A 24,480-nucleotide genomic window follows, 5' to 3' on the forward strand; every position below is an offset into this window, starting at 1 on the left:
TCAGTTGGTAGGCAAAGACTGCGACCAGAATTTATTCCTGTCAATCCCCTACCTGCCAATTGGCAGGTAAATCTTTCGCGGGTACACTCCGCCCCATTGACCGATAGTCAGCGAGGACACAGACATGAGCGTGAACGCACGCGAAGCTATTCTGGACGCCGCCAAAACAGCGGCGCAGACCCACGGCTACAACGGCATCAACTTCCGTAGCATCGGTGAAGTGGTGGGTATCAAGAACGCCAGCATCTACTATCACTTTCCCAGCAAGGCCGACCTCGGCGCGGCAGTTGCCGAGCGTTACTGGCAAGACGCGGCCAAGGCGCTGGACGGTATTCGTGAGGCCAATCCCGAGCCGCATCAATCCCTGAAGCTGTACCCGTCGATATTCCGCACTTCGCTGGAGAACGGTAATCGGCTGTGCCTGGTCAGCTTCATGGCTGCCGAATACCAGGATCTGCCAGACCCGGTGAAGGACCAGGTGAAGAAGTTCGCAGAGGTCAACATCGAGTGGCTGACCCAGGTGTTGATCGCTGCAGGAGCTGCCGACGAAGACAGCTGCGAGGCGCGGGCGCGGGCGATTTACGCGGCGGTGGCCGGTGCGCAGTTGATTGCACGCAGCCGAGGGGATATTGCGTTGTTTGATGAGTTGATCGGCAGCTACGAAAGCGCCGGGCTGATCTCGGCGGATTTCACTGAGTAGCTTGCCACTCGCGCCGAGATCCACTTGCGGCTGTAAGCCAGCACATGGTCAGCAGTGGCGGTCGGGAAGTGAATGAAGCCATGCGGACACTCTGGCAGCACGTACATCTCCACCGGCGCCGCTTGCTGCCAGCGCTCAGCGATGAGTCGCGAGTCATCCAGCAGCGGATCGAGGTCGCCGGCAAACAGCAGTGCTGGTGGCAGTCCGCTGAAATCGCCGTACAGCGGCGACAGCGGTGGCTGGCGTCGTTGTTCGTCGCTGATATCCGGCGTGAGCAGGCGCAACGCTTCGACCATGCCGGGGCCGTCGAGCACCAAGGTATCGGCTGGCGCGGCGCGCACGCTGGGCGTGCCGGTCAGGTCGTAGACGCCGTAATACAGCAGCGCGCCGCAGATCCGTTGCAGCAGTTGCGGCGAAGATTTGAGGGCGAGCAGGGTGGCCGCCGCCAGATGCCCACCGGCCGATTCACCGACGACGACCACGGGCAGTCCGGCAAATTCGCCATCGTTCAAGATGCCGCGAGTGGCGCGCAGACAGTCTTCCAGCAAGCCCTCGATTGGCGTCGACACCGCCAGCCGATAATCCACCGACAGCACCGCCACGTCGCAAGTGTTGACGATGGCGATGTTGAAGTTGTCGTTCATCTGCGCATTGCCGATCACCCAACCGCCACCATGGAAATCCAGCACCACGCCTCTGGCTTTGCCCTTGGGGCGGATGATGCGCACGGGCACCGTGTCGATGATCTTCCGTTCGGCGGTCAGCCCATGCTGGCGCAGCTTGCCGTCGCCGCCGAGCTGACCCGCCCGCAGCAACGCCTGAATCAGCCGTGGGGTGAGGCGATTGCGGATCTTGAAACGCGGCAGCCAGGCGAGCTTTTTGTTGAACGCGCGAACCTGTGCCAGTTCGCGCTCGCCGTGCGGCCATGGGAAGTCGCTCACAGGCGATTCTTCATCAGGATCGAGCAGTTCAGCGCCGCCGCAACGCACAGCCACGCCAGGTACGGGAACAGAATCAGTCCGGTGACCACGTCCAGTTGCAGGGCGAGCACGACCATCACCGCGACCACCACCCACAGCACCGCCAGAATCACCAGCGCCGCCAGCACCTGATGCGCGCCGAAGAACACCGGCGTCCACAGCGTGTTCAGGGCGATTTGCGCGGCCCACAAGGCCAGCACCGTTTGGCTGCCGGGAATCAGGCTCAGGCGATAACCGGCCCAGGCCAGCAGCAGGTAGATGATCGTCCACGCTACGGGAAAGGCCCAGTTGGGCGGGGTGAAGGAGGGTTTGGTCAGCGATTCGTACCACGGGCCGGGTTTGAACATCACGCCAGTGGTTGCCGCCGCCGCGCAGGCCAAGAGGAAGATGAAAAAGGTCATTGCCAGTCCTTAGCTGTGATCAGCTGTTATGGAGAGTTAAGAAGAGGACGCTTCGCTGCGCAAAAAGTTTGTTCGCAAATGCAATTTGGCAGTCAGGTTGAACTAAAAGCTGACCGCTGCGTCAGGATAAACAGTGCCTTTTCCCACCGACGCGGACGACAACATGTACACCTATCACATCGAATACCGTTTCAACGGCGAGCCTCGTACTTATCTGCTCGAACTCAAGGAAGCGCAACTGGCCGAGCACGACGCGGCGATGCATCTGCTCGAACTGCATCTGGGCGATGCCGAAAACAGCCTGGTCATGCCCACGGCGGATTCGACGCCAGAGCAGATTCTCGAGCAGGCTGAGCGGGTAGGGATTACGCATATCCGGGTGGTCAGCCGGACCAATTGACGCCCGCATGCGGCGCAGGCGTTAGCAGAATGTGCTCTGAATTCAGGCCATGCGCCGCAATACCAGCACCATCCCCGCGCCCACGAGGCCCATGCAGGCGATCAGCACGGGAAAGGACATCCACCATGGAACGCCGGACGTCATCATGCTGAACTCCGACATGCCACCGATGCCGGCGATCAGGTTCAAGGGAAGGAATACGACGTTGATCAGCGTCAGCTTTCGCAGCGCGCGGTTCATGCTGTTGTTGGCAAGGTTGCCATGGGATTCGATGAGGTTGGCGAACACCTTGGCGTGAATTCTGGCCTGCTGGAAGCTTTGTTCGTTTTCCACGATCAGATCGTTCAGCGCAGCCAGTTGACTGTCGCTGAAGCCCTGACGCTGGCCGTGGTTGCGCAGCAGCGTCAGCACTGCTCCGTTACTTTGAATCGCATTGACGTAGTACACGAGGCTTTCGCTCAGGTTGTACATCTGCGCCAATTGCTGATTGTCCATTGCCCGCGTGAATTGCTGTTGAATCTCCCGGGCGATCTGTTTGACCACCCGCAAATGCCCGAGATAGTGATGAACGCTTTCAGCGAGTAACGCCATCAGCACGTCCAGCGGCCCGGTCATTTGCGCATCGTGCTCAAGACCCGAAAGCAGCGAGTTGCTCGCGCAGATGACCACCAGGCGTTTCTCGCTCAGCACCGCTCCGAAGGACGAAACGTTGAATGCGCGCCCGTCGAAGCTTTCCGGGCGCTTCCAGATCAGGAACAGGTGATCTGGCTTGACCTCAATGCGGGCCACTTCATCAGGGTCCAGCGACGACTCTATCGCTTGTGCGCCAATGCCCAGGCGTCTGTGCAAATCCAGTTGCTCGGCTGCGTCCGGGGCGACACACAGCCAGACAGTCGCCTGGTCCTCCGATGTCCTGTGCAGGGCGCCGCAATCAATGCAATAGCCTTCAATCATTGCTCACCACGCTTGGCCACGGTGTTTGAGCTCAAGCCTTTGGGTAAAAGCCTGTAATACGCGCCGGTACAATTCGTCGCCCAGCACCGCGTCTTCGATGCCCGCATCGAGGTTGGGATTGTCGTTCACTTCGATGACCAGGACCCGATCGCCCGCCTGCTTGAGGTCGACGCCGTAGAGGCCGTCGCCGATCAGCCGCGCCGTCTGTACGGCGAGCTGCACGACTGCGGGCGGGGCTTGCTCGACGGGCACCGCTTCGCACATTCCGTTGATCTCGCCGGGCAGCGCCTTGTGGTTGTAAATCTGCCAATGCCCCTTGGACATGAAATACCTGCAGGCATACAGCGCTTCGCCATTGAGCACCCCGACGCGCCAATCGTATTCGGTGTAGCAATACTCCTGCGCCAGCAGCAGCACCGAGTGTTCGAATAACTCCTGCGCGGCCGTGGCCAGCGCTTGTGCATCGGCGACCTTGATCACACCCCGTGAAAAACAGCCATCGGGGATTTTCAATACCAAGGGAAAACCGAGGCGACGCCCTGCGTTTTCGAGTTCCTGCGGACGATCCTTGTAGAGTATTTCCGTTGCCGGCATGCCCAGCCCGCGACGCTTCAGCAAATCGGCCAGATAAACCTTGTTGGTGCAGCGCAGGATGGACGACGGATCGTCAATCACCACAAGGCCTTCGCTTTCAGCCTTTTTCGCGAACCGATAGGTGTGATCATCCACTCGCGTTGTTTCGCGGATGAACAGCGCGTCGAATTCGGCGAGACGTGCGTAGTCCTTTTTCTCGATCAGTTCGACATCGATACCCAGCTGTTCGCCCGCAGCGATGAAACGCTGCAATGCCTCGGGATTAGAAGGCGGCAGGGCTTCGTCAGGATCATGCAGGATGGCCAGGTCGTAGCGGGCCACACGTTTGGAGGCGGGCTGACGCCACGTTCTGCGATTGAACGCGTCAAGTGCATCAGCGAAAACATGCTGCTGTTCATCGCGAAGTTTGTGCAGTGCACCGGCCTTGATGCCTGCGATCTGCCAGCTCTCACCACGGCGGAATTCCACCAGCAGGATAGGGCAGGGGAACGCCTCGAACAGCTGACGGCCGATCTCTTGCAGCGGCTCGATCGAGGCCTTGCCGAAGTACAACGACAGCGTGAAAGCCTCGGTTTCGCCGTACGGGTGGTTCGCCAGCGCCCGCTCCAGGGTGCGCTCCAGATCATTCAGCCCGACCCCGTAAAGCGCTTTGCGCGCCAGCTCGCTGACGGTGCGTACCGAGGGGAAAACCTTGTGTCCGCGCGCTTCGGCCAGCAATGAGCAGTAATAGCCCTGACCGAGGTATTTGTAATTGCGGCAGAGGTTTATGACCTGGGTGCGATGAGGAAAATCATCGCTGTGTTCAAGGTAATCCTGAGCCAGCATCAGGCTCTCGCTGGGCAGGTAATCAGCCCAGTCATCCTTGCGTTCGACCAGTATGAGCAATCGACTTCCCGAGGGCTTGATACTGGGAGGTTCCTCGCTGAGGGAGATTGTCGAATGCTCGGTTTTGTCTAATACTTCGTTCACGTTGGCTTGCACCGCTGACATGAGTAATGAATCCCTGTTGAAGAAGACGCCGCTTCAATAAATCACGGGCCTTTCGGTCTGTCCCGGTTCGTTACTCAAACTTTACGGTGCGGTCATGTCTTTTGATTTTCGCTTTGCATCCACTGACGATATCGACGATCTGGTCGAATTGGAGCGGATGTGTTTTACCCTCGACCGGTTGAACCAGCGCAACTTCAGCTGGATGCTCAGTAGAGCCAATGCCGCGTTGATTGTCGTTACCTCAGGCGCAATCCTTTGCGGTTACGCACTGGTGCTTTTTCACCGTGGCACCTCACTTGGACGCCTGTATTCGATTGCGGTCAGCCCTGCGTGGCGCGGACATCAACTTGGCCAGCGTTTGCTGGAACAGGCCCAGGCCTGCGCATTGGCGCGCAACTGCGCATGGCTGCGGTTGGAGGTGCGCGCTGACAATACCGCTGCCATCCGCCTCTACGAAGCCAACGGCTATCAGCGCTTTGCCAGTGTCGAGGATTACTACGAGGACCACTGCGAGGCGTTGCGCTACGAGAAACGCATCCTGCGCGAAACACCAGCGCCCGCGCGCCAAGTGCCTTACTACCAGCAAACCACCGAGTTCACCTGCGGCGCCGCGTGCTTGCTGATGGCCATGTCTGCCATCGATTCGAGCCGCGCCATGACCCGAGCGGAGGAAATCCAGCTATGGCGCGAGGCGACCACCATTTTCATGACGGCGGGGCACGGTGGCTGTAGTCCTCAGGGTCTGGCATTGGCGGCCTGGCGGCGCGGTTTCGATGTGCGCCTTGAGGTCAGTCACGCGGGCTCGCTTTTTCTTCACGGCGTACGCAGCACGGAGAAGAAGTCGATCATGAAACTGGTCGAGGACGGCTTTGCCCAAGACCTGGCTGCCACGCAAGTCGAGCAGGTGCTGGGTGAGTATCTGCAGATCGGCGAGGCGTTGGCGGCCGGATACAAACCGCTGGTGCTGATCAGCAGCTACCGATTCACCCGCTTGAAAGCGCCGCATTGGGTCATCATCACCGGGTGTGACGAGGACTTCGTCTACTTGCATGATCCTGATGTCGACCACAGCAAACTCAAGCGCGGCCTGGACTGCCAGCACTTGCCGGTCAGTCACCAGGAATTCCTGCGCATGACGGTGTTTGGCGTACAGCGGGTTCGCGCAGCCGTGATGCTGCGCTCCCGTTGAAGAGGGGTGGCTAGGCGCCGAGCACTTACTCGCCGATACAGTAGCGATCCCTGCCTTTCTGCTTCGCGGCATAAAGCATTTTGTCAGCCGACTCGATAAGAGTGGCAGGGCTCACTTCATGTTCGGCCGGTTTGCCAACCGCAATACCTGCACTGGCGGTGACGTGACCCAGCGGATGGGCTTTGTGCTCCATCCGCAAGGATCGAATGGCCTCAAGAATTTCCTGCGCCACAAGCGCCGCGCCGCGAATATCGGTGTTGGGCAGCAACACGGAAAACTCCTCGCCGCCATAGCGCACGGCGAGATCACCCGGCCGTTTTACCGCCTGCGCAATGGCCTGGCCGACGGCGCTCAGGCAATCATCACCTGCCGCGTGCCCATAGCTGTCGTTGTAGAGTTTGAAGTGATCGACGTCGATCATGATCAGTGAGATCGACGAACCCTGGCGTCTGGCCAGACGAATTTCGTCAATCAAGGCAGTGTCCAGTCGCCGACGGTTGGCCAGCCCGGTCAGGCTGTCGGTCAAGGCCATGTCCTTCATGGCCTGGTGTGCCCGGCGCAGATCCTTTTCCATCACCACTCTCTGGCGCAATTGTCTCAAGACGATCAGTCCGAAGACCGTGAACGCGGTGATCACCGACATCAACACAAAGCCGGTTTTGATCAGGTCCCAGCGCCACGGCGCAATGATCGATTCGCGGGACAGTCCGGTTTCGACTACCAACGGATAGGTGCTCAAAGCTCTGTAACCGTACAGACGCTGGGTGCCGTCGACGACGGCTCGGACCTCGGCGATCCCTTGATTGGAAAACGGCAGGTAGTTCTTGAACACCTCACTGTCGGCGAGGCTCTGACCGATTACCGAAGCGATGAAGGGGCGACGCACGAGAATGGTGCCGTTGCGCAGCGCCAGCACTAGGGCACCCTTGTCGTCGATCTTGAAATCGCCGTAATAGTCGACGAAGTAACTGACTTTGATGGTGCCAAGCAGCACGCCGGCGAAGGAGCCGTCCGGGTTATTCAAGCGGCGGGAAATCGGAATGATCAGGTCGTCTGTGGATTTGCTTTTGACGACATCACCGATACGCACGTTTCGATCGGTGTTGGCGCGGTGATATTGAAAGTAGTCGCGATCGGCATTGTTCGCCGGGTCCGGAATCATTTCCTTGTCGGTGACGATCCATTTGCCGTCCGGGCCGTAGATAAACAGTCCATGCAACTGCGGCATCAATTTGGCCTGCTGCACCAGCAAGTTGTGGATGCGCGGTACGTTGATGTTCTGCAGACCGTCGCCTTCGACGCGCTCGCCCAGGGCGGCGGTCAACACATCGACCTGGCGGATGGCGTCTTCGGCATGTTGCGCGGTTGCCCGCGCGAGGTTGGTGACCGAATCACGCGCCGACGAGAAGGCTGCATGATAGTCACGCCAGGTTCGCCATCCCTCCACGCCGAGAAACGCCAGAATGACCGTCAGCATGAAGATGACTGTCAGGCGGAAAGCGGCTATCTCGCTGGCAGCTTTGATGGGAGCGGTTTCTGCGGCGTCATGCCCCTTGGTTTTGGGCATCTTACGACCGAGCATCTGAGGGTCCTTATGCTTGTCATCTCTCATCTCTTGAAAGATGACCATCCTTTTCCACCTGGAATTCAATTTACTGCCTTGGCCAGGCGGTCGCGATTGGATCGTTCAAAGCCGTGCCGGGTCAACATCTGTAATTGAAGCGCGCCTTGAGGTGAGACTTGTGAGCGATATCATCACGGCCGGTGACTTGAACATTGACCTGCACAATGCCAACGAAACCGGCCTGTTCAAATGGCTGCTGGCGAGTTTTCTGATGGGCAAAAGGATTCAGGGCGCCATCGCCGCCAAGGCGTATCAAGTCATAGTAGAGCAGCATCACCAAGACACCCCGCAAAAGCTCGCGCAGTGCACCCACCGTCAGTTGGTGTCGATGCTTGGGCAGGCGCGGTACGTTCGCTACGATGAAAGCACGGCGTCGCGATTACTCGCGCTGGCCAACAAGCTCAATGCCGAGTACGCCGGTAAGGTCAGTAACATCGTGGCCGCGAGCGCGGACCGTAAGGCGCTGGAGAAGCGCCTGTCTGAGTTTGAAGGAATAGGGCCGAAGACCGTCGAGATCTTCATGAGGGAAGCGGCGGCGGTACTTTTCTGAACGCCCGGTTCTGCATTGAAGACGGTGGCAACACTCGGCTCACAGAGCAGCAAGTCTTCCCGCCAGTTCGCGGTCAATGGATGGCTGCCACCTCCGATTGCTGGACTGTGGCTTCATCGGCAAAATTATTCGGCAGCAGGGTGCCCAAGCCGAATACATTCACCGCCATGCTGACTTTCAATCCTCGACAGGCCTGTTTGCAGTCGAGCTCGAAACCCGCAGATGCCTGTTCCATCAAACGTTGAAAATGTTCAGAGGTCAGTGCCAGGACTTTGCTTTTCATGTGGTTTTCCTTGAGCAAGTGGCGACCCCGGTCCGGGGCCGCCGGACGGGTTCAGACATCTTTGCCTTGCACATAACCGGAGCCCAGATCAGCACCGGTCACCGGCTCGCTGAGTGGGTCAGAGGCTGTACGGGTCTTCATCGCTTCCAGCACCTGTTCGTCTTCAGCCGGAAGGCTGACGGTCGCCAGACCATCGCCGCCGTCGACTGCCGGCTCTGGGTTTTCCACGTACTCCCACGCGCCGCCCTCGTTCCACGGACCGCGCACGTTGGGCTCGCCAGACATATTGAAGTACTTGTTGGTGAACTCCGGCATCCCCGGCAGCTTGCCCTGCGGAAAGTTCGGCTGGATCGAATGCAGGGCTTTTTCGAAGGACTGTTGATGGGCGATTTCCCGCGTCATCAAAAAGCCAAGCGCCTCTTTGACGCCCGGATCATCGGTGATGTTGATCAATCGTTCGTAGAGGATTTTCGCCCGCGCTTCGGCTGCGATGTTCGAACGAAAGTCGGCAGTAGGCTCGGTGATCGAATCCACATACGCCGCTGTCCACGGTACGCCAGCGGAATTGACCAGAGGCGCGCCTGCGCCGTAAAGCAGGCTGGTGATGTGCGAGTCATTACCGGCGCCATTCAGCGCGCGGTACAGCTCGCCTTCCTCTTGAACGCCCTCGGCAAGTTGACCCTTGGCACCTCTGTTGAGCATGACGATGATCGAGCCGACCACCTCCAGATGACTCAATTCCTCGGTGGCAATGTCCAGCAGAAGGTCTTTGCGTCCCGGGTCTTCCTCGGCCAAGGCTTGGGTGAAATAGCGCGCTGCTGCGGCCAGTTCGCCATTGGCGCCCCCGAATTGTTCCAACAGCAGATTGGCCAGACCAGGGTTGGGCTCGGCCACGCGAACGGTGTACTGAAGTCGCTTGTTATGTATGAACATTCAAATTTTCCTCAGACCAGGCTATCGCGCTTTTGCCCTGATGGGCGTTAGCGCATGCATAGTTGTGAGGAGTGGGTGGAGCGGAAATTTCGTTTATTGCAGGCCGGCTGGACGGACGGCAGAGGGCGGAAAGTTCCGGAAACAGGACGGTTGGCTTGACCCTGTTCCACGACCAATGTGGGAGCGAGCCTGCTCGCGAATGCGGTACGTCAGTCACCGATTTGGCGGCTGATCCAGCGCTTTCGCGAGCAGGCTCGCTCCCACAATGGTTCGTTGGCAATCAAGCTATCTTCAACGCCCTCAGCACCACCAGCGTCTGCTCGGCGAATACCTGCGCCTGTGCGGTCAGCGCGGCGATATTGGCTTCGGCAGTGAGCAGCGGCTGGCCGTTCTCTACCAGCACTTCACCTTGTTCGCTGATCACACTCCACGCCAATTGCGCCCACTCGGCTGGCTGCTGTTTGCCTTGCTTGATCGAGATCAGGAACAGCTGCTGGAAGCGGCTGACCGTCACGCCACCGCCAGTGACCGGGCTGGCCAGGGTCTGGATGTTGGCGCCGTACAGCGAGCGTTTGCACAGTTGCAGATTGAGCGCGGCGCAGCGACCGCTGACCTGAGACTCGGCGGCCTCGCTCTGGCACGGAGCGACAGCGCCCATACCGATCAGCACGGCCAGGGCTTGTTCGAGGTCGTCGTAAGCCAGCGCAGCCTCGGACAGCAATTGGCGCATCGATTTGGCCGCATAGTTCTGTGCCGCCAGTGCATCGAGAACCGGGCCGTAAATCTCCGGTTGCAGCGTCGCTTCGCCGGCGGGACCACTGACCGAGCCCGCCACGGTTTCCCAGGGTTGCAGCAGCACGAAACGGCTGTGCAGCATCCTCGCGCGGCGTTCGGCAGCGGACAGACGCGTCGCGCCACGCACGTACAGGTCGCGGCGGAAGTGCTGGTTGACGAAGTAGTCCCGCGCTTGCTCGCGCATGATCGGATGTTCGATGGTTTCCAGAAAGTCCATGCCTTCAGCGCTCAGGTTGAGCGGGGCGACCGAGTCCAGCGGCACTGCCGTGGTGGCGTAGTCGAGTTTGGCCGGGGCCAGCGCGTCGACCATGTCGGCGAAGTACATGCAATTCCAGTCACGGTTGAAATACTCGTGGGCGACGTAGTGACGATCCTGACCCTTGATGCTCTGCAGCCGCGCGCCGAGACTCGGCGCCGCCGCGGCGTATTTCGGGTTGGCCGCGAGCAGTGCTTCGGAAAATTGCAGTGCGGCGTCGATGCGCTGATCGGAGCGCGACGAGGCATTGGCGAAACGATCGTGCAGGCTGAACAGATTGCGCAGCGGCGCTGACGGCGACCAGCCGGGGAAGCAGTTGTAGCTGACGTAAAGCATGCCGCCCGGCTTCAGGTGACGGCGGGCGAATTCGACGATCAGTTTTTGATTGTCGCGGCTGACCCAGGTCCAGATGCCATGCAGGCTGATGCTGTCGAACTGCGGCAGATCATTGCGCGCCAGCAGCTGTTCGAAGCTGTCGTCATACAGGAGGGCGCCGTTGTTGGCGGCAGTCGCGAGTTCGATGGCATGGGCCGCCATACCCGGGTGAAAGTCCGTGCCGACAAACGAACCCGGGTTGGCGGTGGCGTGGATGTTGATCGACACGCCCTGACCGAAGCCCAGTTCGCAGTGCACGCCGTCGTTGCTTTCAAGCGTGGCGAACCCGCGCAACAACAGGCAGTAACGCAGGAATACCGGATTGATCTCCCGGCTATAGCTGTAGGTGTAGCCTTCGTCGGTGAAATAACCTTCGTTCCAGGCGTTGCTCATGAGGGCGGTCTCTTGTTCTTGAAAGTGATGGCAGTCTTATAAGGGGTTGTCGCTGCGCGCGACAAATTGAAAAAACGGATACTTCCCCAAACCCTGTGGGAGCGAGCCTGCTCGCGAAAGCTTTTTTTCAGTTTGAATATAATCGGCTGACACGCCGCTTTCATGAGCAGGCTCGCTGCCACAGGGATCTTCAACACATCCAAGCAGGATGATGGACCGATCACGCACTCCACGGCCCATTCGCGCAGGCATTTTGTAGCCAGCCGAAACTGTCATATTCCCTCCCGCTCGTCTGCCCATAGTGACCAGCCCAACGCTGATTTCATGAGGCTGCACTGTGTTCCAACGTCTTCTGTGTTCGCTGTCCGTTCTGAGCCTGTCCATCGCCGCTGCCCACGCGGCCGAGCCTGTCGCCCTCGACACGCCGCGCTTGTCCGGCATCGACAACTTTCGCGACATCGCCGGCATCACCACCGCGTACTCCACCGCCCACGACGGCGTTATGCGCAGCGGCGTGTTCTACCGCTCCAACGCATTGACGCCGTCGGCGACGGATCTGGCGACGCTCAATGGTCTCGGCATCAAAGCCATTTACGACTTGCGCACGCCCAGCGAAATTGCCGCCACGCCTGACACGATGATCACGGGCGCGGTCTATCGCAACATCGACATCATCGGCAGCACCACCTCGGGTGCGAACATCACCAATATCTCGTTCCACAGCGCCGCCGAGGCGGTGGCGATGATGGAGGACACCAACCGCGCTTTCGTCAGCGATGCCGGCATGCGCGGGCAGTTCGGCCAGTTGTTCAATGAGTTGGCCAGTGTCGACGCCGCGCAGCTGTTCCACTGCACCGCCGGCAAGGACCGTACCGGCTGGACCGCCGCCGTGTTGCAGAGCATCGCTGGCGTCGATGAGGCGACGATCATGGCCAACTATCTGGCGACCAACGACTACACCGCCGCCCGAGTCGCCGCTACCTTGAAAGCCTTGCCGCCGAGCATGGCCGCTGTCTACGAGCCGCTGCTCGGGGTGCAGGCCAGTTATTTGCAGGCGGGTCTCGACCAGGTCGCCGCCGAGTACGGCAGCATGGACAACTACCTCAAGCAGGGCCTCGGTCTGTCCCAGGAAACCATTTACGTGCTGCGCGGCAAACTGGTCGAGTACAACAGCTTGCCGGGGCAGACCGGGCTGATCGGCAATGCCGCCGCTGGTGCCGAGTTGCTGCGCCAGCTGCAGAACTCCGAGCTGTCCGGCACCTACAGCGCCTACAACTACTACCTGCAATCGGCAATCGACGCCGGCAGTCTGGGCGGTGTCGAATCTCAAGTCGGCGGTCAGGTTCACGCTGATACGGCCAGCTACCTGCTGCGGCAGAACGCGATGATCGAACAAGCCGCCGCACCGTTCGCCAGCGGCAGCGATTTGAAGGTCGGCCAATACCGCCTCTGGAGTACCGCGCTCGCCAGCTACGTCGGCACCGACGGCTCAGCCCACGCCGACAGCAGCAACGAGCACAGCCAGGGCCTGATGCTGGGTATTACCCAGCGCTTCAACGAACAACTCAGCGCACGCGGCGGCTTTGGCTACAGCAAGGGCAGCGTGGGCGGCGCGGGTGGCGAGGCCGATACTGACTTCACCTTCCTCAACCTCGGTGCGCGTTACGGCCTCACCAGCCTTGAGCGCGGCATGTTTGTCGATGCCAACGCCAGCGCCGGTTACTTCGACTACGACAGCAAACGCGAGCTTGGCGGCGGCCTCGGTACAGCCAAAGGCGACAGCCACGGCAATCTCAGCGGCGCGACCCTGACGCTGGGTTATCGCGCACCGCTCAACGGCGTGATTCTCGAGCCGAGCCTGGGCTTTCGCGTCAGTCATCTCGACTTGCAAGGTTTCAAAGAGAAGGGCAGTGAACTGGCGCTCGACGTCGACGGCATCAAGCAAACCCGCCGCAGCGCGGTGGCTAATCTCGACGTGTCATTCGCGCCGGTGGCAATGGGTGCGTGGCAGTTGGTCCCGGGCGTTCGCGTGGGCTATGAACGTGCGCTCGGCGATCAGCAAGTCGACAGCGAAGGCCACCTGCTGGGGCTGGATATCGAGCAGCGCGCGGCGTTCGACAATCGCGACCAGTTCAGCGGCGGCGTTAATCTGATGGCTAACCTCGGCGCCCTGAGTGTAGGCGCTGAGGTCGGGGCCAACGGTGGCGGTGACAGCCACGGTATCAATGGCGGGCTGAAGGCCAGTTACGCGTTTTGAACACAGCGAGCCCGGCAAATTGCCGGGCTCTTGCGCTCAAGCATGCTGCGCACGCGAAGGTTGCTGTGTGCGTGCCGGTTGCGCGGTGGGTTCGGGCAGCGAGGCGACATGCACGGTGCGCGCCGGGAAGGCGAACGTCGCGTCCAGGTCGGCCACCGCTTCCATGATTGCCAGATTGATGCGTTGCTGCACGTCCATGTAGACGTTGTAGCTGGCGTCCAGAACGATATATACCGTCTCGAATTCCAGCGCGCTTTCACCAAAACTGCGGAAATGGCAGCGGTCGAAGCGTGCCTGTTTTTCGTTCTTGATGATGCTTTCAACGCGTTGAGTGATCTGGCGGATCTGTTCGCTGGTGCACTCGTAAGTCAGACGAAATTCGAACACCACTCGACGCTCCTGCAAGCGCTTGTAGTTCTGAATGGTGCTGCCGATCATGTCGGCGTTGGCCATGACAATCTGCTCACCGCCGAGACTGCGGATGCGCGTGGTCTTCAGGCCGACGTGCTCGACCGTACCGGCCAGCGTGCCGACGACGATGAAATCGCCCGCCTCAAACGGCTTGTCGACGGCAATCGACAGCGAGGCGAACACGTCGCCGAGAATGTTCTGCACCGCCAGCGCCACCGCGATACCGCCGACACCCAGGCTGGCGACGAATGCAGTGATGTTCACGCCCAGGTTCGACAGCATCGCCAGCAGAATCACCGCCCACAGCAACACCTTGACGCCCCACAGGCTCAGGGTCGCCAGGGCGCTCGCCTGAAAAGTGCCGGTCGCGTTATGCCGCGAGAAATAGCGATGCAGCCCCAGTGCCAGCGCGCGGTTGGTCCACAGGCCAACCTGCAACGCCGCCACCACGAACCACAAACTGCTGACCCGCCCGAGCCAGCGCTCCGGCAAATCCAGCAAGCCGATGCCGACCAGAATCGACGCCAACAGCAGCAACGTGGTGCTGGTCGCCGCCAGCACTTCGCTGGCCATATAAGTCAGATGCCCATTGCCGGCGCTGGCCCGCGCCTGCACTTTGCGGAACACGAAACGGATCGCCGTGGTGGTCAGCAGATAACTGAGTGTCGCGGCGAGAAATGCCAGCACCCAGTTCGCCAGTGAAATTCCTAAAATCGTGTGAGCCGTGAAAAAGCCGATGAAATCCTCGGTCATGGAAACCCCCTTGCGAAGCCTGCACCGACGCGCGCAGAAACGCACCGTCGGTCGCAGCCAGGTAAACGCCGCTTGAATCGGCGGTGCCGTCAAACGACCTGTCTGGGTTAGTCGCCCTGAGATTCCTGCTGTTCAATCAAATGCAGGTTTCGCCGGACTGAATGGTCAACGCCTGGCCTTCAACTCCGCTGGGCTTACGCCGTAAGCACTCTGAAAATACTGACAAAAGCGCCCGACATTGCTGAAGCCAAAACGCAACGCCACCTCCGTCACAGAGCCTGCATGCCCGCGCACCAACGCCTCATAGGCGCGCTGCAAACGCACCTGCCGCTGATAAGCGACGATCGACATCCCGACAAAACGCCGAAAACCTTCCTGCAACGCGCGCTGGCTGACATGGCTCAACCGCGCCAGATCCACGCCACTGACCAGCTGCTGCGGATGCGCCTGAATAAACTCCATCGCCACCTTCACATGTCGCGGCGCCACACACGGCGCCGGCCCCCGTAATGCCTCGGTGAAGTTGTGCGGCCACGCCTCCAGCACCGCATCGATCAACATCTCGCGTAAGCGCGACGGCATCAGCGTGCCGCTGTTGATCAAGGCATCGAACTCAGTGCCCGTGGCCAGATCAATCAACGCCTTGAGGCCCTGAAATGCCGGGGTATTCAGATCCACGCTTGGCTCAAACACGATCTTCTGCACGACCGGTTTCTCCAGCAGCGCCGACAACCGCTCGGTGAGCTGCTGACGATTGATCGAAATCCCGTGGTGCGCGTGATCATCAACAAAGCGCATCGAACGGATATCCGCCTTGTCGATTGCCAGACCGACATGCTCCATGCCGATGGACTCGGTGGCGTGGTTGAAAACTATCTTGCCGGCGGTGGGGATGACGAAGGTGATTTCGTTCTGCGGGTCGGGGAGGGCGACGCTGAAATCGCCGTGGTAATGCATACGCCGAAAACTCACCCCGTCGTGCCGCCCGTAGACCCCGCCGATGATGATGTTGGAAGGTGGCGGCGGAGTATCGGCGTAGCGGTTGCCGAAGAGCCTGGAGAACAGGGCGCCGAAGTCGGAAGAGGTGAGGTTGTCGGAGCGCAGGATGATTTTTTGGCGGGGTGGGGAGGTGGCGGTGATGGGCGGCATTTTGGAATGCGGGCTCTTGGGGCGACGGGAGGGATGAAGATTAGGAAATTGGCATGACTTTCTGGTGACAGGGCTTTGGAGCATCTTCCGCTTTCGGCCAAAAGCACACCTTCATCAATGGTCGCTTCCTACCCGAAACGGACGTTGATCAAACCTGCTCTCCCGGAATCTCGATATTTGACTCGATCTTTTTGCCCATACTGATTCGCGGCTCGATCAAGTAGCCCAGAGACTCGTAGAAGGTTTTGACATTTTCATTTGAGCTGAAGATTTGCAGGTTGATTTTCATACAGCCGCGCGCGGTCAGCGCGCCCTCTGCATGACGGACCAGATTCATCCCTATGCCTTTTCTGCGGTGCGAAGGGTGCACCGTCACCGAGTACAACCATCCGCGATGGCCGTCATATCCGGCGAGAACGGTGCCAACGACTTCTTGTCCTGACAGGGCCACATAGAAAAGGCCATCGGCTGCGGCCAGTTTTTTATCGATAGCCAGGCTGGGGGTGTTATGCGGGGTTTCGTAACCGAACACTGTTTCCCAGAGCTCCACGACGTAGCGGCGATGGTTTTCATTTTAGTAGTCGGCGATAGCATTCATGGTGTCGTCCTCGAATTGAAAGGGTCTGACGCTAGCTTCTTGGCGTAGATAATGTCCACTGTCTCTTTTTGGCCAAAAGCGGTCATCCTATGCGGCAAGAGACAGCAGTCCATAAATGATTTTTTTTGGAAAACTCAGGGAATTTGATAATGCCGCTCAACCGACTCGACTTCACCACACGCTTGCTGATCGATGCGGGCATTGGAGAAGGGATGCGAATCCTGGACGTAGGTTGCGGTTCGGGTGATGTTTCGTTTTTGCTGTGTGATCTCGTGGGAAGAGACGGGGAGATCATCGGCGTTGATCACGATGCCGCTGCCATTGCCTTTGCACGCCAGCGCACCGCAGGACATGCGCTGACCTTTCTCGAGGGAGACCTGCAGGAGTTGCCAGACTCTATCGGCACTTTTGACGCCATCGTCGGCAGGCGCGTCCTGATGTATCAACCGGATGCGGTGGCGACAATCCGAGCGCTGTCGCAGTGTCTGCGTCCCGGTGGGATCATGATCTTCCAGGAACACGATACGACGATGGCGCCCGCCAGCGTCGAGCCTTTCCCTTTGCATGAAAAAGCGCAACGTTGGTTACAGCAAATGCTTGCTCACGAAGGAGCGGATTTGCACATCGGGTTCAACCTGCACGGCATTTTCACTCAGGCCGGCTTGACCGTTGAAAGCGTGCGCGCTGAGTGCCTGATACAAACGCCTGATGCGCCGTACAGCCTTGGCGCCATCGTTCGAGCATGCTTGCCACGAATCATTGCATTAGGAGTAGCCAATGCAGAAGAGGTGGACATTGAAACGTTGCAGGCGCGTCTGGATCAGGAGCGTTCAGCTTCTTCGGGTATCTACGTCGGTGATGTGATGTTTGGGAGTTGGGCTCGGAAAAATTGACGTTTTGAGAGGCGGATACGAAGGGGAGGCGCCATTCATCGATACTAACCTGACGTCTAATGTCGCGGTCATTACGGGCCGGTCTACCGCACTTGGGTCTAATTCATGAACTAACAGGCAGTCTCAAGATGCGATCCTCGATGGAATTGGACTTGTGTGGCGTGAGTATTCTGGTTGGTCCTCCACATTTACGCCGATGTCAGTTCTGGAGCATCGCGGTGCGCAGCATGTCCTGGTTGGCCATTCCTCACCCAACACGCTACCCTCGCCCTAATTACCCATCCATCGACCGTCACAGTGAGTCACGGTCCGCATTGAATCAGGACGATGAACGACAACTCCTTCAAACTCGCGAACTACTGGCGAAATTGCCTGGCCGACGCCGAAAATGGCAACGGCGCCTTGTCCACCAGCCAAGCCCGAAAGCTCACCGCTTTACCCATCGAGGCCTTATTCTCAGGGTGTGTGCCGGCAGAGCAGGTGAGTCTCTTATTCGCCAACGAAACCGCTGAATCAGCCTGTGTAGAGATCACCCTGCGGCCCTTGGTTTACAAGTCTCGCCTGGAGCACCGCAAAGCCCGAAACGGACTTCCGGCGTTCATCACTCCAGTTGTATGTCGAGTGTTGGTCGCCCGCGATGGTCGTCTTTATCCGACATCGCAAACCCTGATGCCCCGCGATATTCTCGAACCGCTGGACCGCGATAATTTCGTCATCGGTGCCCAAGTCGACGTGGATGCGTTTTTGTCCACCGAAGATGTGCCGCTGTTCGCTCCATCCGCCGAGGGTGAAGAGCTGACCGCAGACCAGCACCGGGACAAGTGGAATGCCTATGTCCATTTCTGCATGGAAATGTTCCGCAAGGTCACCAGCGGTTGGGAGGGGGCAGAGGATGGCTTCGACCTGGTGAACTTCTGCTATTTGTTCAAGGAAGAGAAAGCTGACGGCTTCAGTCGCAATATCGTCGGCCTCTACGACCACTTGCGCGACAGCAAGCCCGACGCACCATTATTCGACCGCTTCGCTCAGCGCGATTCCAGCCCTGACGAAGTTTGCTTGCCCGCCAACAGCCAGTTTGCCGTGCGATTGGGCCATGCTGGAGACGAATATGCCCTGACGCCCGCCCAACGTGATGGCTTGGCTCATGTTCTCGTCGCGGATGTGGGGGATGTGCTGGCCGTCAACGGGCCGCCGGGTACCGGTAAAACCACCTTGCTGCTTTCGGTCGTCGCCTCGCTCTGGGCCAAGGCCGCATTGGCCGGTGGCGAGCCTCCGGTGATTGTGGCAAGTTCCACCAACAACCAAGCCGTGACCAACATCATCAAAGCGTTCGGCAAGGACTTCTCAGAGGGGAGCGGTCCTTTTGCGGGGCGCTGGCTGCCCGATATCAACAGCTTCGGCGCTTACTTTCCCAAGTCTTCGGCCGAGGCGGAAATGGCCCGCACCTACCAGACCAAAAGCTTTTTTACCGAGCTTGAGTCGCAGTCCTATCTGGACAAGGCGCAACAGGCCTACCTGGCCCGCGCCACCATCGCCTTCCCCCATGATCGGAGCCTGAGCGTCCAGGGCGCGGTCAAGCAGCTCCAGGTCGCGATCCGTTCGCGCCAGCAGCAACTCACCGATATCGAGTACGCCTGGGCCGAACTGGTCGGCGCCCGCGAAGCCATCCGGACACTGCTGGGCGATGATCCACATGCAGGCATTGCGCGTCTTGAGGCACAACGCCTCAACCACGCCGAAGAGCTTGCGAACGCGCAAGCACGTCTGAAGGTTTTCAAACACTACCTGGCCCATGAGCCGTGGATCTACACACTGTTCGGCTGGTTTGGCCCGGTCGCTGGCAAACGTCTGCGTTTGGCGAAATTACATTTCGATGAGGCTAGCACCGAGCTGCAAAACGCCGCCAGTATCAGCGAAATCGAGACCCGGTTGACGGCCTCCGTGGCTCAAGCCAGCAAGGCCCAGGAAGTCGTCGTGGCCCGATTGCAGCAGGCCCGGCAATTGCTGCAAGCGGAGCAACGTCACGTATTGAATTGGCAGGCCGTGATTGCTGTTCTGCCTACCCTTACCGACAGGCCTGCTGCCCAAGTGACTCTCAACGACTGCGACAGGTGGGCGGACACTTCCCTGCGTTTCGAAATCTTCCTGCTGACTACCCATTATTGGGAAGGTCGTTGGCTTATGGAAGTCGCCGAAAGCCTGCCAGAGATCCTCAAGAGCCGCGGCAAAAACGGCCGCAAGACCCTGGAGAAAAACTGGCGGCGGTGGATGAAGCTCACGCCCTGCGTTGTGGCCACCTTTTTCAGGCTGCCCAAGGAGCTGCACTGCAAGCGGCACGATGGTAACGGCTTCGTCGACGACTACGCGCTGAACTTCATTGATCTACTGATCGTCGACGAAGCTGGCCAAGTCCTTCCCGAAGTCGCCGCGCCGTCGTTCGCGCTCGCCAAGCAAGCGTTGGTAATCGGCGATACTCAGCAGATCGAACCGATCTGGTCGATTCCGGCCGCGGTCGATATCGGCAACCTGATGGGCGCCGGTCTGCTATCGCGCGACAAGGTCGATGATGACTATGCCGCCTTTTGCGATAGCGGCCGTAGCGCGGCCAACGGCAGCGTCATGGCTATCGCCCAGGCGACCAGTCGGTACCACTACGATCACGACCTCGCCCGAGGCATGTATCTGTATGAGCACCGTCGCTGCTACGACTCGATAATCGAATACTGCAATGCCCTTTGCTACAAGGGCAAGCTACAGCCGCGGCGCGGGCGAAAACTGGAAGATGGTTTGCCGGGGCTGGGCTACCTGCATATTGATGGAGTGTGCCAGAAGAGCAATGGCGGTAGCCGTCATAACCTCTTGGAAGCGCAGACGATCGCTGCGTGGATTCAAGCGAATGGAGCCGAGCTGACAAAGCGCTACAAGAAGGAACTGTGGGAAATTCTCGGCGTGATCACGCCGTTCGGCGCGCAGACGCAGGCGATCGTCAAGGCCTGCACAGCACTGGGCATCAAGACCGGTAAAGGCGATGGCGAGATGACTGTCGGTACGGTTCATTCCTTTCAGGGCGCGGAGCGGCCGGTGGTGATTTTCTCTGCGGTCTATTCCAAACATGCCGATGGCGAATTTATCGATCGCAAGGACAGCATGCTGAACGTTGCCGTTTCTCGGGCCAAGGACAGTTTCCTGGTGTTTGGCGACATGGACCTGTTCAGCCAGGTGCCGATAAGCAAGCCGCGCGGACTTTTAACCAAGTTTCTGTTTACAGATTCGACGAACGAGCTGATTTTCGAGTATCAACCCAGAGATGACTTACAAACAGCGCGTACAGGATTGAGCCACCTGCATGAAGTTGAAGAGCATGATCGGTTTCTGATGCAGACGCTTGAAGCGGCTCGCCAGCAGGTTCAGATCGTAACGCCTTGGGTCAGACTGCGATGGATGCTGGAAAGCGGCGCGATGGAAATCATGGGTAACGCCGTTCAGCGCGGCGTCCAAGTGGTGGTGTATACCGACCTTGGGTTCAACACTGGCATCAAGCGCGCCAAGCCGGAGGGCGATCCTGAGAAAGTCGTCGAATTCGAAGGCGCGATTGCAGCGCTGAGAATGCGGGATGTTCAGGTGTGCGTGGTTAACAAGGTGCACAGCAAGATAGTTATGGCCGATGAGGAGTTACTGTGTATCGGCTCGTTCAATTGGCTGAGTGCGCAGCGCTATGGCGACTATGTGCACCATGAAACTTCCATGGTCTATCGCGGCCCTGATGTAAGCGGCGAACTTGCAATCAACCGCGCTAGTTTAGCGCAACGGGTGACCTCCATTCCGAAGAGAGCAACGTCAGCTTAGCGCTCGACATAGGCGTCCGCTACTGGCCGAAATCTGCCATCCGTGAAGGGCAGCTTTCGGCCGGAAGCTGTCGCTCGCAAACCACTTCAGCCCCGACGTGCCCCGTTATAGAAGTTGACTCTTTTTCCTTTCGCGGAACAAAATCGCGGCGAATCTCTCATTCGATTATGCCGCAGCGGAATGTCTTTATATGTCGATTGATCTCGATGAGCTACTGGAGCGTGTGAACGACGAGCAATCGTTCATCGCATTCATCGATGCTCTGGGTTCGGATTTTGCCAGTCAACCCTTGCTAGATAATGTGACGCTATTAAAGCGCGATGAGTTGGGCGTTTCGCAGTGGGAAAATGGTTCTGTTGATACTTTTCTCGAAGCAGCAGCTGCTTGGGCAACCGACAGTGCTCGGAATTCTCCGAGCATTTCAGAAACAAATATATGGCAGCGGTGTGCATCCATTCTGTTAGCTGGCAAATTCTATGAGTGAGCCTTGGCAGGCGAATCTGCGAATCTGCGAACCTGCGGTAACCCACTGTGTGCACGAGCTCTTTTGTAGATTTGCCCTTCAGCGAGCATGAAACCTGGCGATAACCTGTCGGGCGACTCGGCCCCAAGCGTTGTCCTCCCATTCATGAACGGATTCAAAATTGCGCAAGTTCTCGATTCCTCTATGCCTCAGCCTCTTGGCCTTTCTTCTTGTTACCTTCGTGATCGCACTATGGCGGAGCCCTTATAGCCTTCCTGTCTTGATCGCCTCAGCTTATGAGGAGGGGCTGATAGTCAGCCGCAACCCTGGCAAAGCCGCAGACTGGTACTTGAGCGCTGCAGAAAAAGGCGACCCTGTCGCGCAATACAAGATTGGCATCATTCAATACTACGGTCGAGGCGTCGAAGTTGATCGACCCAAAGGTATGCATTGGATAACTGAGTCGGCCGATCAGGGATACGCCGACGCACAATATTACATGGGGGTTGCAAGCGTCGCGGGTGGAGAGGTGGCCAGTGATTTTGTCCAAGGCACGCAATGGTTCAGCAAGGCAGCAGAACAAGGTCATACCAAAGCTCAACGACAACTCGCTATCTTTTATGACAAAGGTTACGGCGTTGAGGCAAACGACCAACAGGCGTTCAAATGGGCTAGCAAGGCAGCCGATCATGGAGATGCCGAGGCTCTGACTCTATTAGGCACACTCTATTTTTCCGGTAAAGGAATTCCAGCCGACCCTCAACACGCCGTGACATTGTTCACCCAAGCGGCCAATGCTGGCGATAGCCTTGCATTTGAATTATTGGGAGCGGTCACTTTAGAAGGCACCGGTATCCCGAAAGACGTACCCACCGCATTGCGTTGGTATACCCGTGCCGCCGATCAGGGCCGGGTCAACGCCCAGTATGTCCTCGGCTATCTCTACAGCAGTGGCGGTGATGTACCCGTGAACTATCCACTTGCCAATCACTGGCTGTTGCAGGCGGCCATTCAAGGAAACGCTATGGCGCAGATTGCCCTCGCCGTTCATCTGGATAATGGGCAGGGCGTCCAGCGTAACAAGCTCAAGGCTTGCGGATTGTTGCGTGTGGCGCTTAAACAGTCGCTGCCGAGCGATATTGCAGACCCCATGCGCGAGCAGCTTGAGAAAGAAGAGAAAACACTTTCGCCGCAGCAACTGGCTGAGATATCGGCTCTGGAGAACCTCTATTCAAGCCCGCCGGGTCTCATGGGACTCAAAGGTGATCTGACAAGCGAACAGTAAGCTGCAGGGGTGGGCCTAGTATCGCGTTTTTCATTTATCATGCACGCCGCCCGGCCCGGCGGTTTCAGCCAGACGGCTGCATTGCGAATTTCAAATGGAAGGATTCCCGCGTCATGTCCAATACGTTGTTCCGCACACTGGCTTTGTCCAGCCTGTTCGTGCTCGCCAGCTGCACCACCGCAACGCCATCCGCACCGACACCTGTCACCTCCAAAGCCATTGAAGCTTTTATCGACATTTGTCTGAAAACCGCCCCGTCGTTCGCCGGCTCGGCTGAAGCGGCCAAGAGGAACGGCATTACCGAGCTTGTGGACATGGGCTTCACGCGCATCGGCTTCACCGCAGACAAAAATCTTTCCGTGCAACTCTCCGAAAAGGAATGCGTCGTCGCCACTGCCAGTCAGTCGGATGACAGCCTGACCCGTCAATTGCTGAGTGCCGCGCAGATTCACTCGCAAACGCCGGTCGCTGATCGTGTGCCGTCGAAGGTGCGTATTCAGGACAACAACTTCATTCTTCAGCATGACCGCAAGGGCGGTGAGACTTATGTGTTGTTGAGGAACAAGTAAGCGGCATGCTTGGTCGATGCCTGAAGAAGCCCGCTTTGCGGGCTTTTTCGTATGGGAGATTTGCTGAGTTGGGCAGCCCTGCGCGACGGCGATTCGATTCCGGAGTACACATTTCGTTTTAATCGTAAGCAAACTGATCAATCAATCCCAAGCGAGGAACACGCGTATCGGGCCGCAACAAAGCGCCAGGAGCAATCACAGCGTTTGCGCCAATCTTGCAGCCATCACCCACTAGCGCTCCGAATTTGCTGACGCCTGTTTCGATCACCCGATTTTCGTGGCGGATCTTGATATCGGCTCCGTCCAGTTCGTTACGGTAGTTGGCGATGATCGCGCCGGCTTCAATATTGACCGCTTCGCCAATCAATGAGTCGCCGACGAAGTTGAAGTGGGCAAGCTTGCTGCCATCGAGCATGAAGGTGCTTTTCAGCTCACAGCTGGGGCCAACGATGCAGTTTCTGCCCAGGTAAACGCCTCCACGGAGGTAAGCGCCCGCTGCTACGAAACAGCCCGCGCCGATGATGATTGCGCCTTTGAGAACGGCGCCTTGCTCAACGATGGCGGTTTCATGAATCGCACAATAGTCGTGGCGCCGGTATCCCGGGCCGAGCGTTTCAAGCAATTTCAGAATCCGGCTCTCGCAACCCTGAACCACTGACCAAGGGGCAGCGGAGTCCACGCCCAGTAATGGCCATTGAGCGATGTAATCTTCGATTTTTGGCGATTTCATAAGAATCTTCCGCACAAGTGAGAGTGGGGCGTGGGTGGACTGTCGACGACTTGAACGACTCGCTATGCCTGCCAGTCGTACCTGTACAAGCATTTTCAAGGTACGGCGC

The 24,480-nt window shown here is 58.5% G+C and carries 22 protein-coding genes; 10 read left to right on the top strand and 12 right to left on the bottom strand.

Annotated features, from left to right (window positions below):
- Nucleotides 1–124 precede the first annotated feature (124 nt).
- On the top strand, nucleotides 125–700 hold the full coding sequence (locus tag NF676_RS11635) for a TetR/AcrR family transcriptional regulator (RefSeq protein WP_056784946.1): 576 nt from the start codon (nucleotides 125–127) through the stop codon (nucleotides 698–700).
- Here NF676_RS11635 and NF676_RS11640 read toward each other — a convergent pair.
- Nucleotides 658–1,641, bottom strand: a complete 984-nt coding sequence (locus NF676_RS11640; protein WP_252887742.1) for an alpha/beta hydrolase — start codon at nucleotides 1,639–1,641, stop codon at nucleotides 658–660. The genes NF676_RS11635 and NF676_RS11640 overlap by 43 nt on opposite strands.
- Nucleotides 1,638–2,081: a tryptophan-rich sensory protein TspO gene (gene tspO, locus NF676_RS11645; protein ID WP_041480509.1), complete on the bottom strand. Its 444-nt coding sequence runs from the start codon at nucleotides 2,079–2,081 to the stop codon at nucleotides 1,638–1,640. Before tspO ends, NF676_RS11640 begins: the two co-directional genes overlap by 4 nt.
- A gap of 133 nt (nucleotides 2,082–2,214) precedes the next feature.
- Between tspO and NF676_RS11650 the strand changes: the two genes are divergently transcribed.
- A complete protein-coding gene (locus NF676_RS11650; RefSeq protein ID WP_041480507.1) occupies nucleotides 2,215–2,481 on the top strand; it encodes a DUF6555 family protein in 267 nt (88 codons plus the stop codon).
- A 42-nt stretch (nucleotides 2,482–2,523) separates the two neighbouring features.
- On the opposite strand, the gene NF676_RS11655 is transcribed toward NF676_RS11650, so the two are convergent.
- Together NF676_RS11655 and NF676_RS11660 are read right to left on the bottom strand one after the other, a co-directional pair.
- A complete protein-coding gene (locus NF676_RS11655) occupies nucleotides 2,524–3,435 on the bottom strand; it encodes a magnesium transporter CorA family protein (RefSeq protein WP_252887743.1) in 912 nt (303 codons plus the stop codon).
- Between the two features lie 3 nt (nucleotides 3,436–3,438).
- The gene (locus NF676_RS11660; protein ID WP_056784954.1) at nucleotides 3,439–5,019 is read right to left on the bottom strand and encodes a RimK family ATP-grasp domain-containing protein; all 1,581 of its coding nucleotides are present in this window, start codon (nucleotides 5,017–5,019) and stop codon (nucleotides 3,439–3,441) included.
- 94 nt (nucleotides 5,020–5,113) lie between these two features.
- On the opposite strand from NF676_RS11660, the gene NF676_RS11665 reads away from it, so the two are divergent.
- Nucleotides 5,114–6,208 (top strand): GNAT family N-acetyltransferase/peptidase C39 family protein, encoded by a 1,095-nt coding sequence (locus NF676_RS11665; protein ID WP_252887744.1) that lies wholly within the window; start codon nucleotides 5,114–5,116, stop codon nucleotides 6,206–6,208.
- Between the two features lie 25 nt (nucleotides 6,209–6,233).
- On the opposite strand, the gene NF676_RS11670 is transcribed toward NF676_RS11665, so the two are convergent.
- Nucleotides 6,234–7,790 carry a sensor domain-containing diguanylate cyclase gene (locus NF676_RS11670; RefSeq protein ID WP_252887745.1) on the bottom strand — a complete coding sequence of 519 codons (1,557 nt, stop codon included), beginning with the start codon at nucleotides 7,788–7,790 and terminating at the stop codon, nucleotides 6,234–6,236.
- A 160-nt stretch (nucleotides 7,791–7,950) separates the two neighbouring features.
- On the opposite strand from NF676_RS11670, the gene NF676_RS11675 reads away from it, so the two are divergent.
- Nucleotides 7,951–8,382: an HhH-GDP family DNA glycosylase gene (locus tag NF676_RS11675; RefSeq protein WP_150742652.1), complete on the top strand. Its 432-nt coding sequence runs from the start codon at nucleotides 7,951–7,953 to the stop codon at nucleotides 8,380–8,382.
- A 73-nt stretch (nucleotides 8,383–8,455) separates the two neighbouring features.
- On the opposite strand, the gene NF676_RS11680 is transcribed toward NF676_RS11675, so the two are convergent.
- The 3 genes from NF676_RS11680 to NF676_RS11690 all read right to left on the bottom strand — a co-directional run bounded on the left by NF676_RS11680 (nucleotide 8,456) and on the right by NF676_RS11690 (nucleotide 11,417).
- The gene (locus tag NF676_RS11680; protein WP_252887746.1) at nucleotides 8,456–8,665 is read right to left on the bottom strand and encodes a hypothetical protein; all 210 of its coding nucleotides are present in this window, start codon (nucleotides 8,663–8,665) and stop codon (nucleotides 8,456–8,458) included.
- Between the two features lie 51 nt (nucleotides 8,666–8,716).
- Complete coding sequence (locus NF676_RS11685; RefSeq protein ID WP_041480494.1) at nucleotides 8,717–9,598, bottom strand: manganese catalase family protein; 882 nt, start codon at nucleotides 9,596–9,598, stop codon at nucleotides 8,717–8,719.
- A 280-nt stretch (nucleotides 9,599–9,878) separates the two neighbouring features.
- Nucleotides 9,879–11,417 (bottom strand): methyltransferase regulatory domain-containing protein, encoded by a 1,539-nt coding sequence (locus NF676_RS11690; protein WP_252887747.1) that lies wholly within the window; start codon nucleotides 11,415–11,417, stop codon nucleotides 9,879–9,881.
- A gap of 337 nt (nucleotides 11,418–11,754) precedes the next feature.
- On the opposite strand from NF676_RS11690, the gene NF676_RS11695 reads away from it, so the two are divergent.
- Nucleotides 11,755–13,674 carry a tyrosine-protein phosphatase gene (locus NF676_RS11695; protein ID WP_252887748.1) on the top strand — a complete coding sequence of 640 codons (1,920 nt, stop codon included), beginning with the start codon at nucleotides 11,755–11,757 and terminating at the stop codon, nucleotides 13,672–13,674.
- A 36-nt stretch (nucleotides 13,675–13,710) separates the two neighbouring features.
- Here NF676_RS11695 and NF676_RS11700 read toward each other — a convergent pair whose 3' ends face one another.
- From NF676_RS11700 to NF676_RS11710, 3 genes are all read right to left on the bottom strand, one after another.
- Nucleotides 13,711–14,838, bottom strand: coding sequence for a mechanosensitive ion channel family protein (locus NF676_RS11700; protein ID WP_252887749.1), 1,128 nt, complete (start codon nucleotides 14,836–14,838; stop codon nucleotides 13,711–13,713).
- A gap of 165 nt (nucleotides 14,839–15,003) precedes the next feature.
- Nucleotides 15,004–15,987 (bottom strand): helix-turn-helix transcriptional regulator, encoded by a 984-nt coding sequence (locus tag NF676_RS11705; RefSeq protein WP_252887960.1) that lies wholly within the window; start codon nucleotides 15,985–15,987, stop codon nucleotides 15,004–15,006.
- A 148-nt stretch (nucleotides 15,988–16,135) separates the two neighbouring features.
- Entirely contained in the window at nucleotides 16,136–16,519 is a 384-nt protein-coding gene (locus tag NF676_RS11710) for a GNAT family acetyltransferase (RefSeq protein WP_435406600.1), read from the bottom strand.
- A gap of 215 nt (nucleotides 16,520–16,734) precedes the next feature.
- On the opposite strand from NF676_RS11710, the gene NF676_RS11715 reads away from it, so the two are divergent.
- From NF676_RS11715 to NF676_RS11735, 5 genes are all read left to right on the top strand, one after another.
- A complete protein-coding gene (locus NF676_RS11715) occupies nucleotides 16,735–17,478 on the top strand; it encodes a methyltransferase domain-containing protein (RefSeq protein ID WP_122601571.1) in 744 nt (247 codons plus the stop codon).
- 327 nt (nucleotides 17,479–17,805) lie between these two features.
- Nucleotides 17,806–21,324, top strand: a complete 3,519-nt coding sequence (locus NF676_RS11720; protein WP_122601572.1) for an AAA domain-containing protein — start codon at nucleotides 17,806–17,808, stop codon at nucleotides 21,322–21,324.
- A 190-nt stretch (nucleotides 21,325–21,514) separates the two neighbouring features.
- Nucleotides 21,515–21,808, top strand: a complete 294-nt coding sequence (locus NF676_RS11725) for a DUF7660 family protein (RefSeq protein WP_122601573.1) — start codon at nucleotides 21,515–21,517, stop codon at nucleotides 21,806–21,808.
- A 160-nt stretch (nucleotides 21,809–21,968) separates the two neighbouring features.
- The gene (locus NF676_RS11730) at nucleotides 21,969–23,072 is read left to right on the top strand and encodes a tetratricopeptide repeat protein (RefSeq protein WP_122601574.1); all 1,104 of its coding nucleotides are present in this window, start codon (nucleotides 21,969–21,971) and stop codon (nucleotides 23,070–23,072) included.
- A 113-nt stretch (nucleotides 23,073–23,185) separates the two neighbouring features.
- Nucleotides 23,186–23,641, top strand: coding sequence for a hypothetical protein (locus NF676_RS11735; protein ID WP_252887750.1), 456 nt, complete (start codon nucleotides 23,186–23,188; stop codon nucleotides 23,639–23,641).
- Nucleotides 23,642–23,759: 118 nt separating this feature from the next.
- On the opposite strand, the gene NF676_RS11740 is transcribed toward NF676_RS11735, so the two are convergent.
- Nucleotides 23,760–24,371 carry an LbetaH domain-containing protein gene (locus NF676_RS11740; protein ID WP_252887751.1) on the bottom strand — a complete coding sequence of 204 codons (612 nt, stop codon included), beginning with the start codon at nucleotides 24,369–24,371 and terminating at the stop codon, nucleotides 23,760–23,762.
- Between the last annotated feature and the right edge of the window lie 109 nt (nucleotides 24,372–24,480).

Origin of the sequence: Pseudomonas siliginis, assembly GCF_024072275.1 — a bacterium.
GTDB lineage: Bacteria > Pseudomonadota > Gammaproteobacteria > Pseudomonadales > Pseudomonadaceae > Aquipseudomonas > Aquipseudomonas siliginis.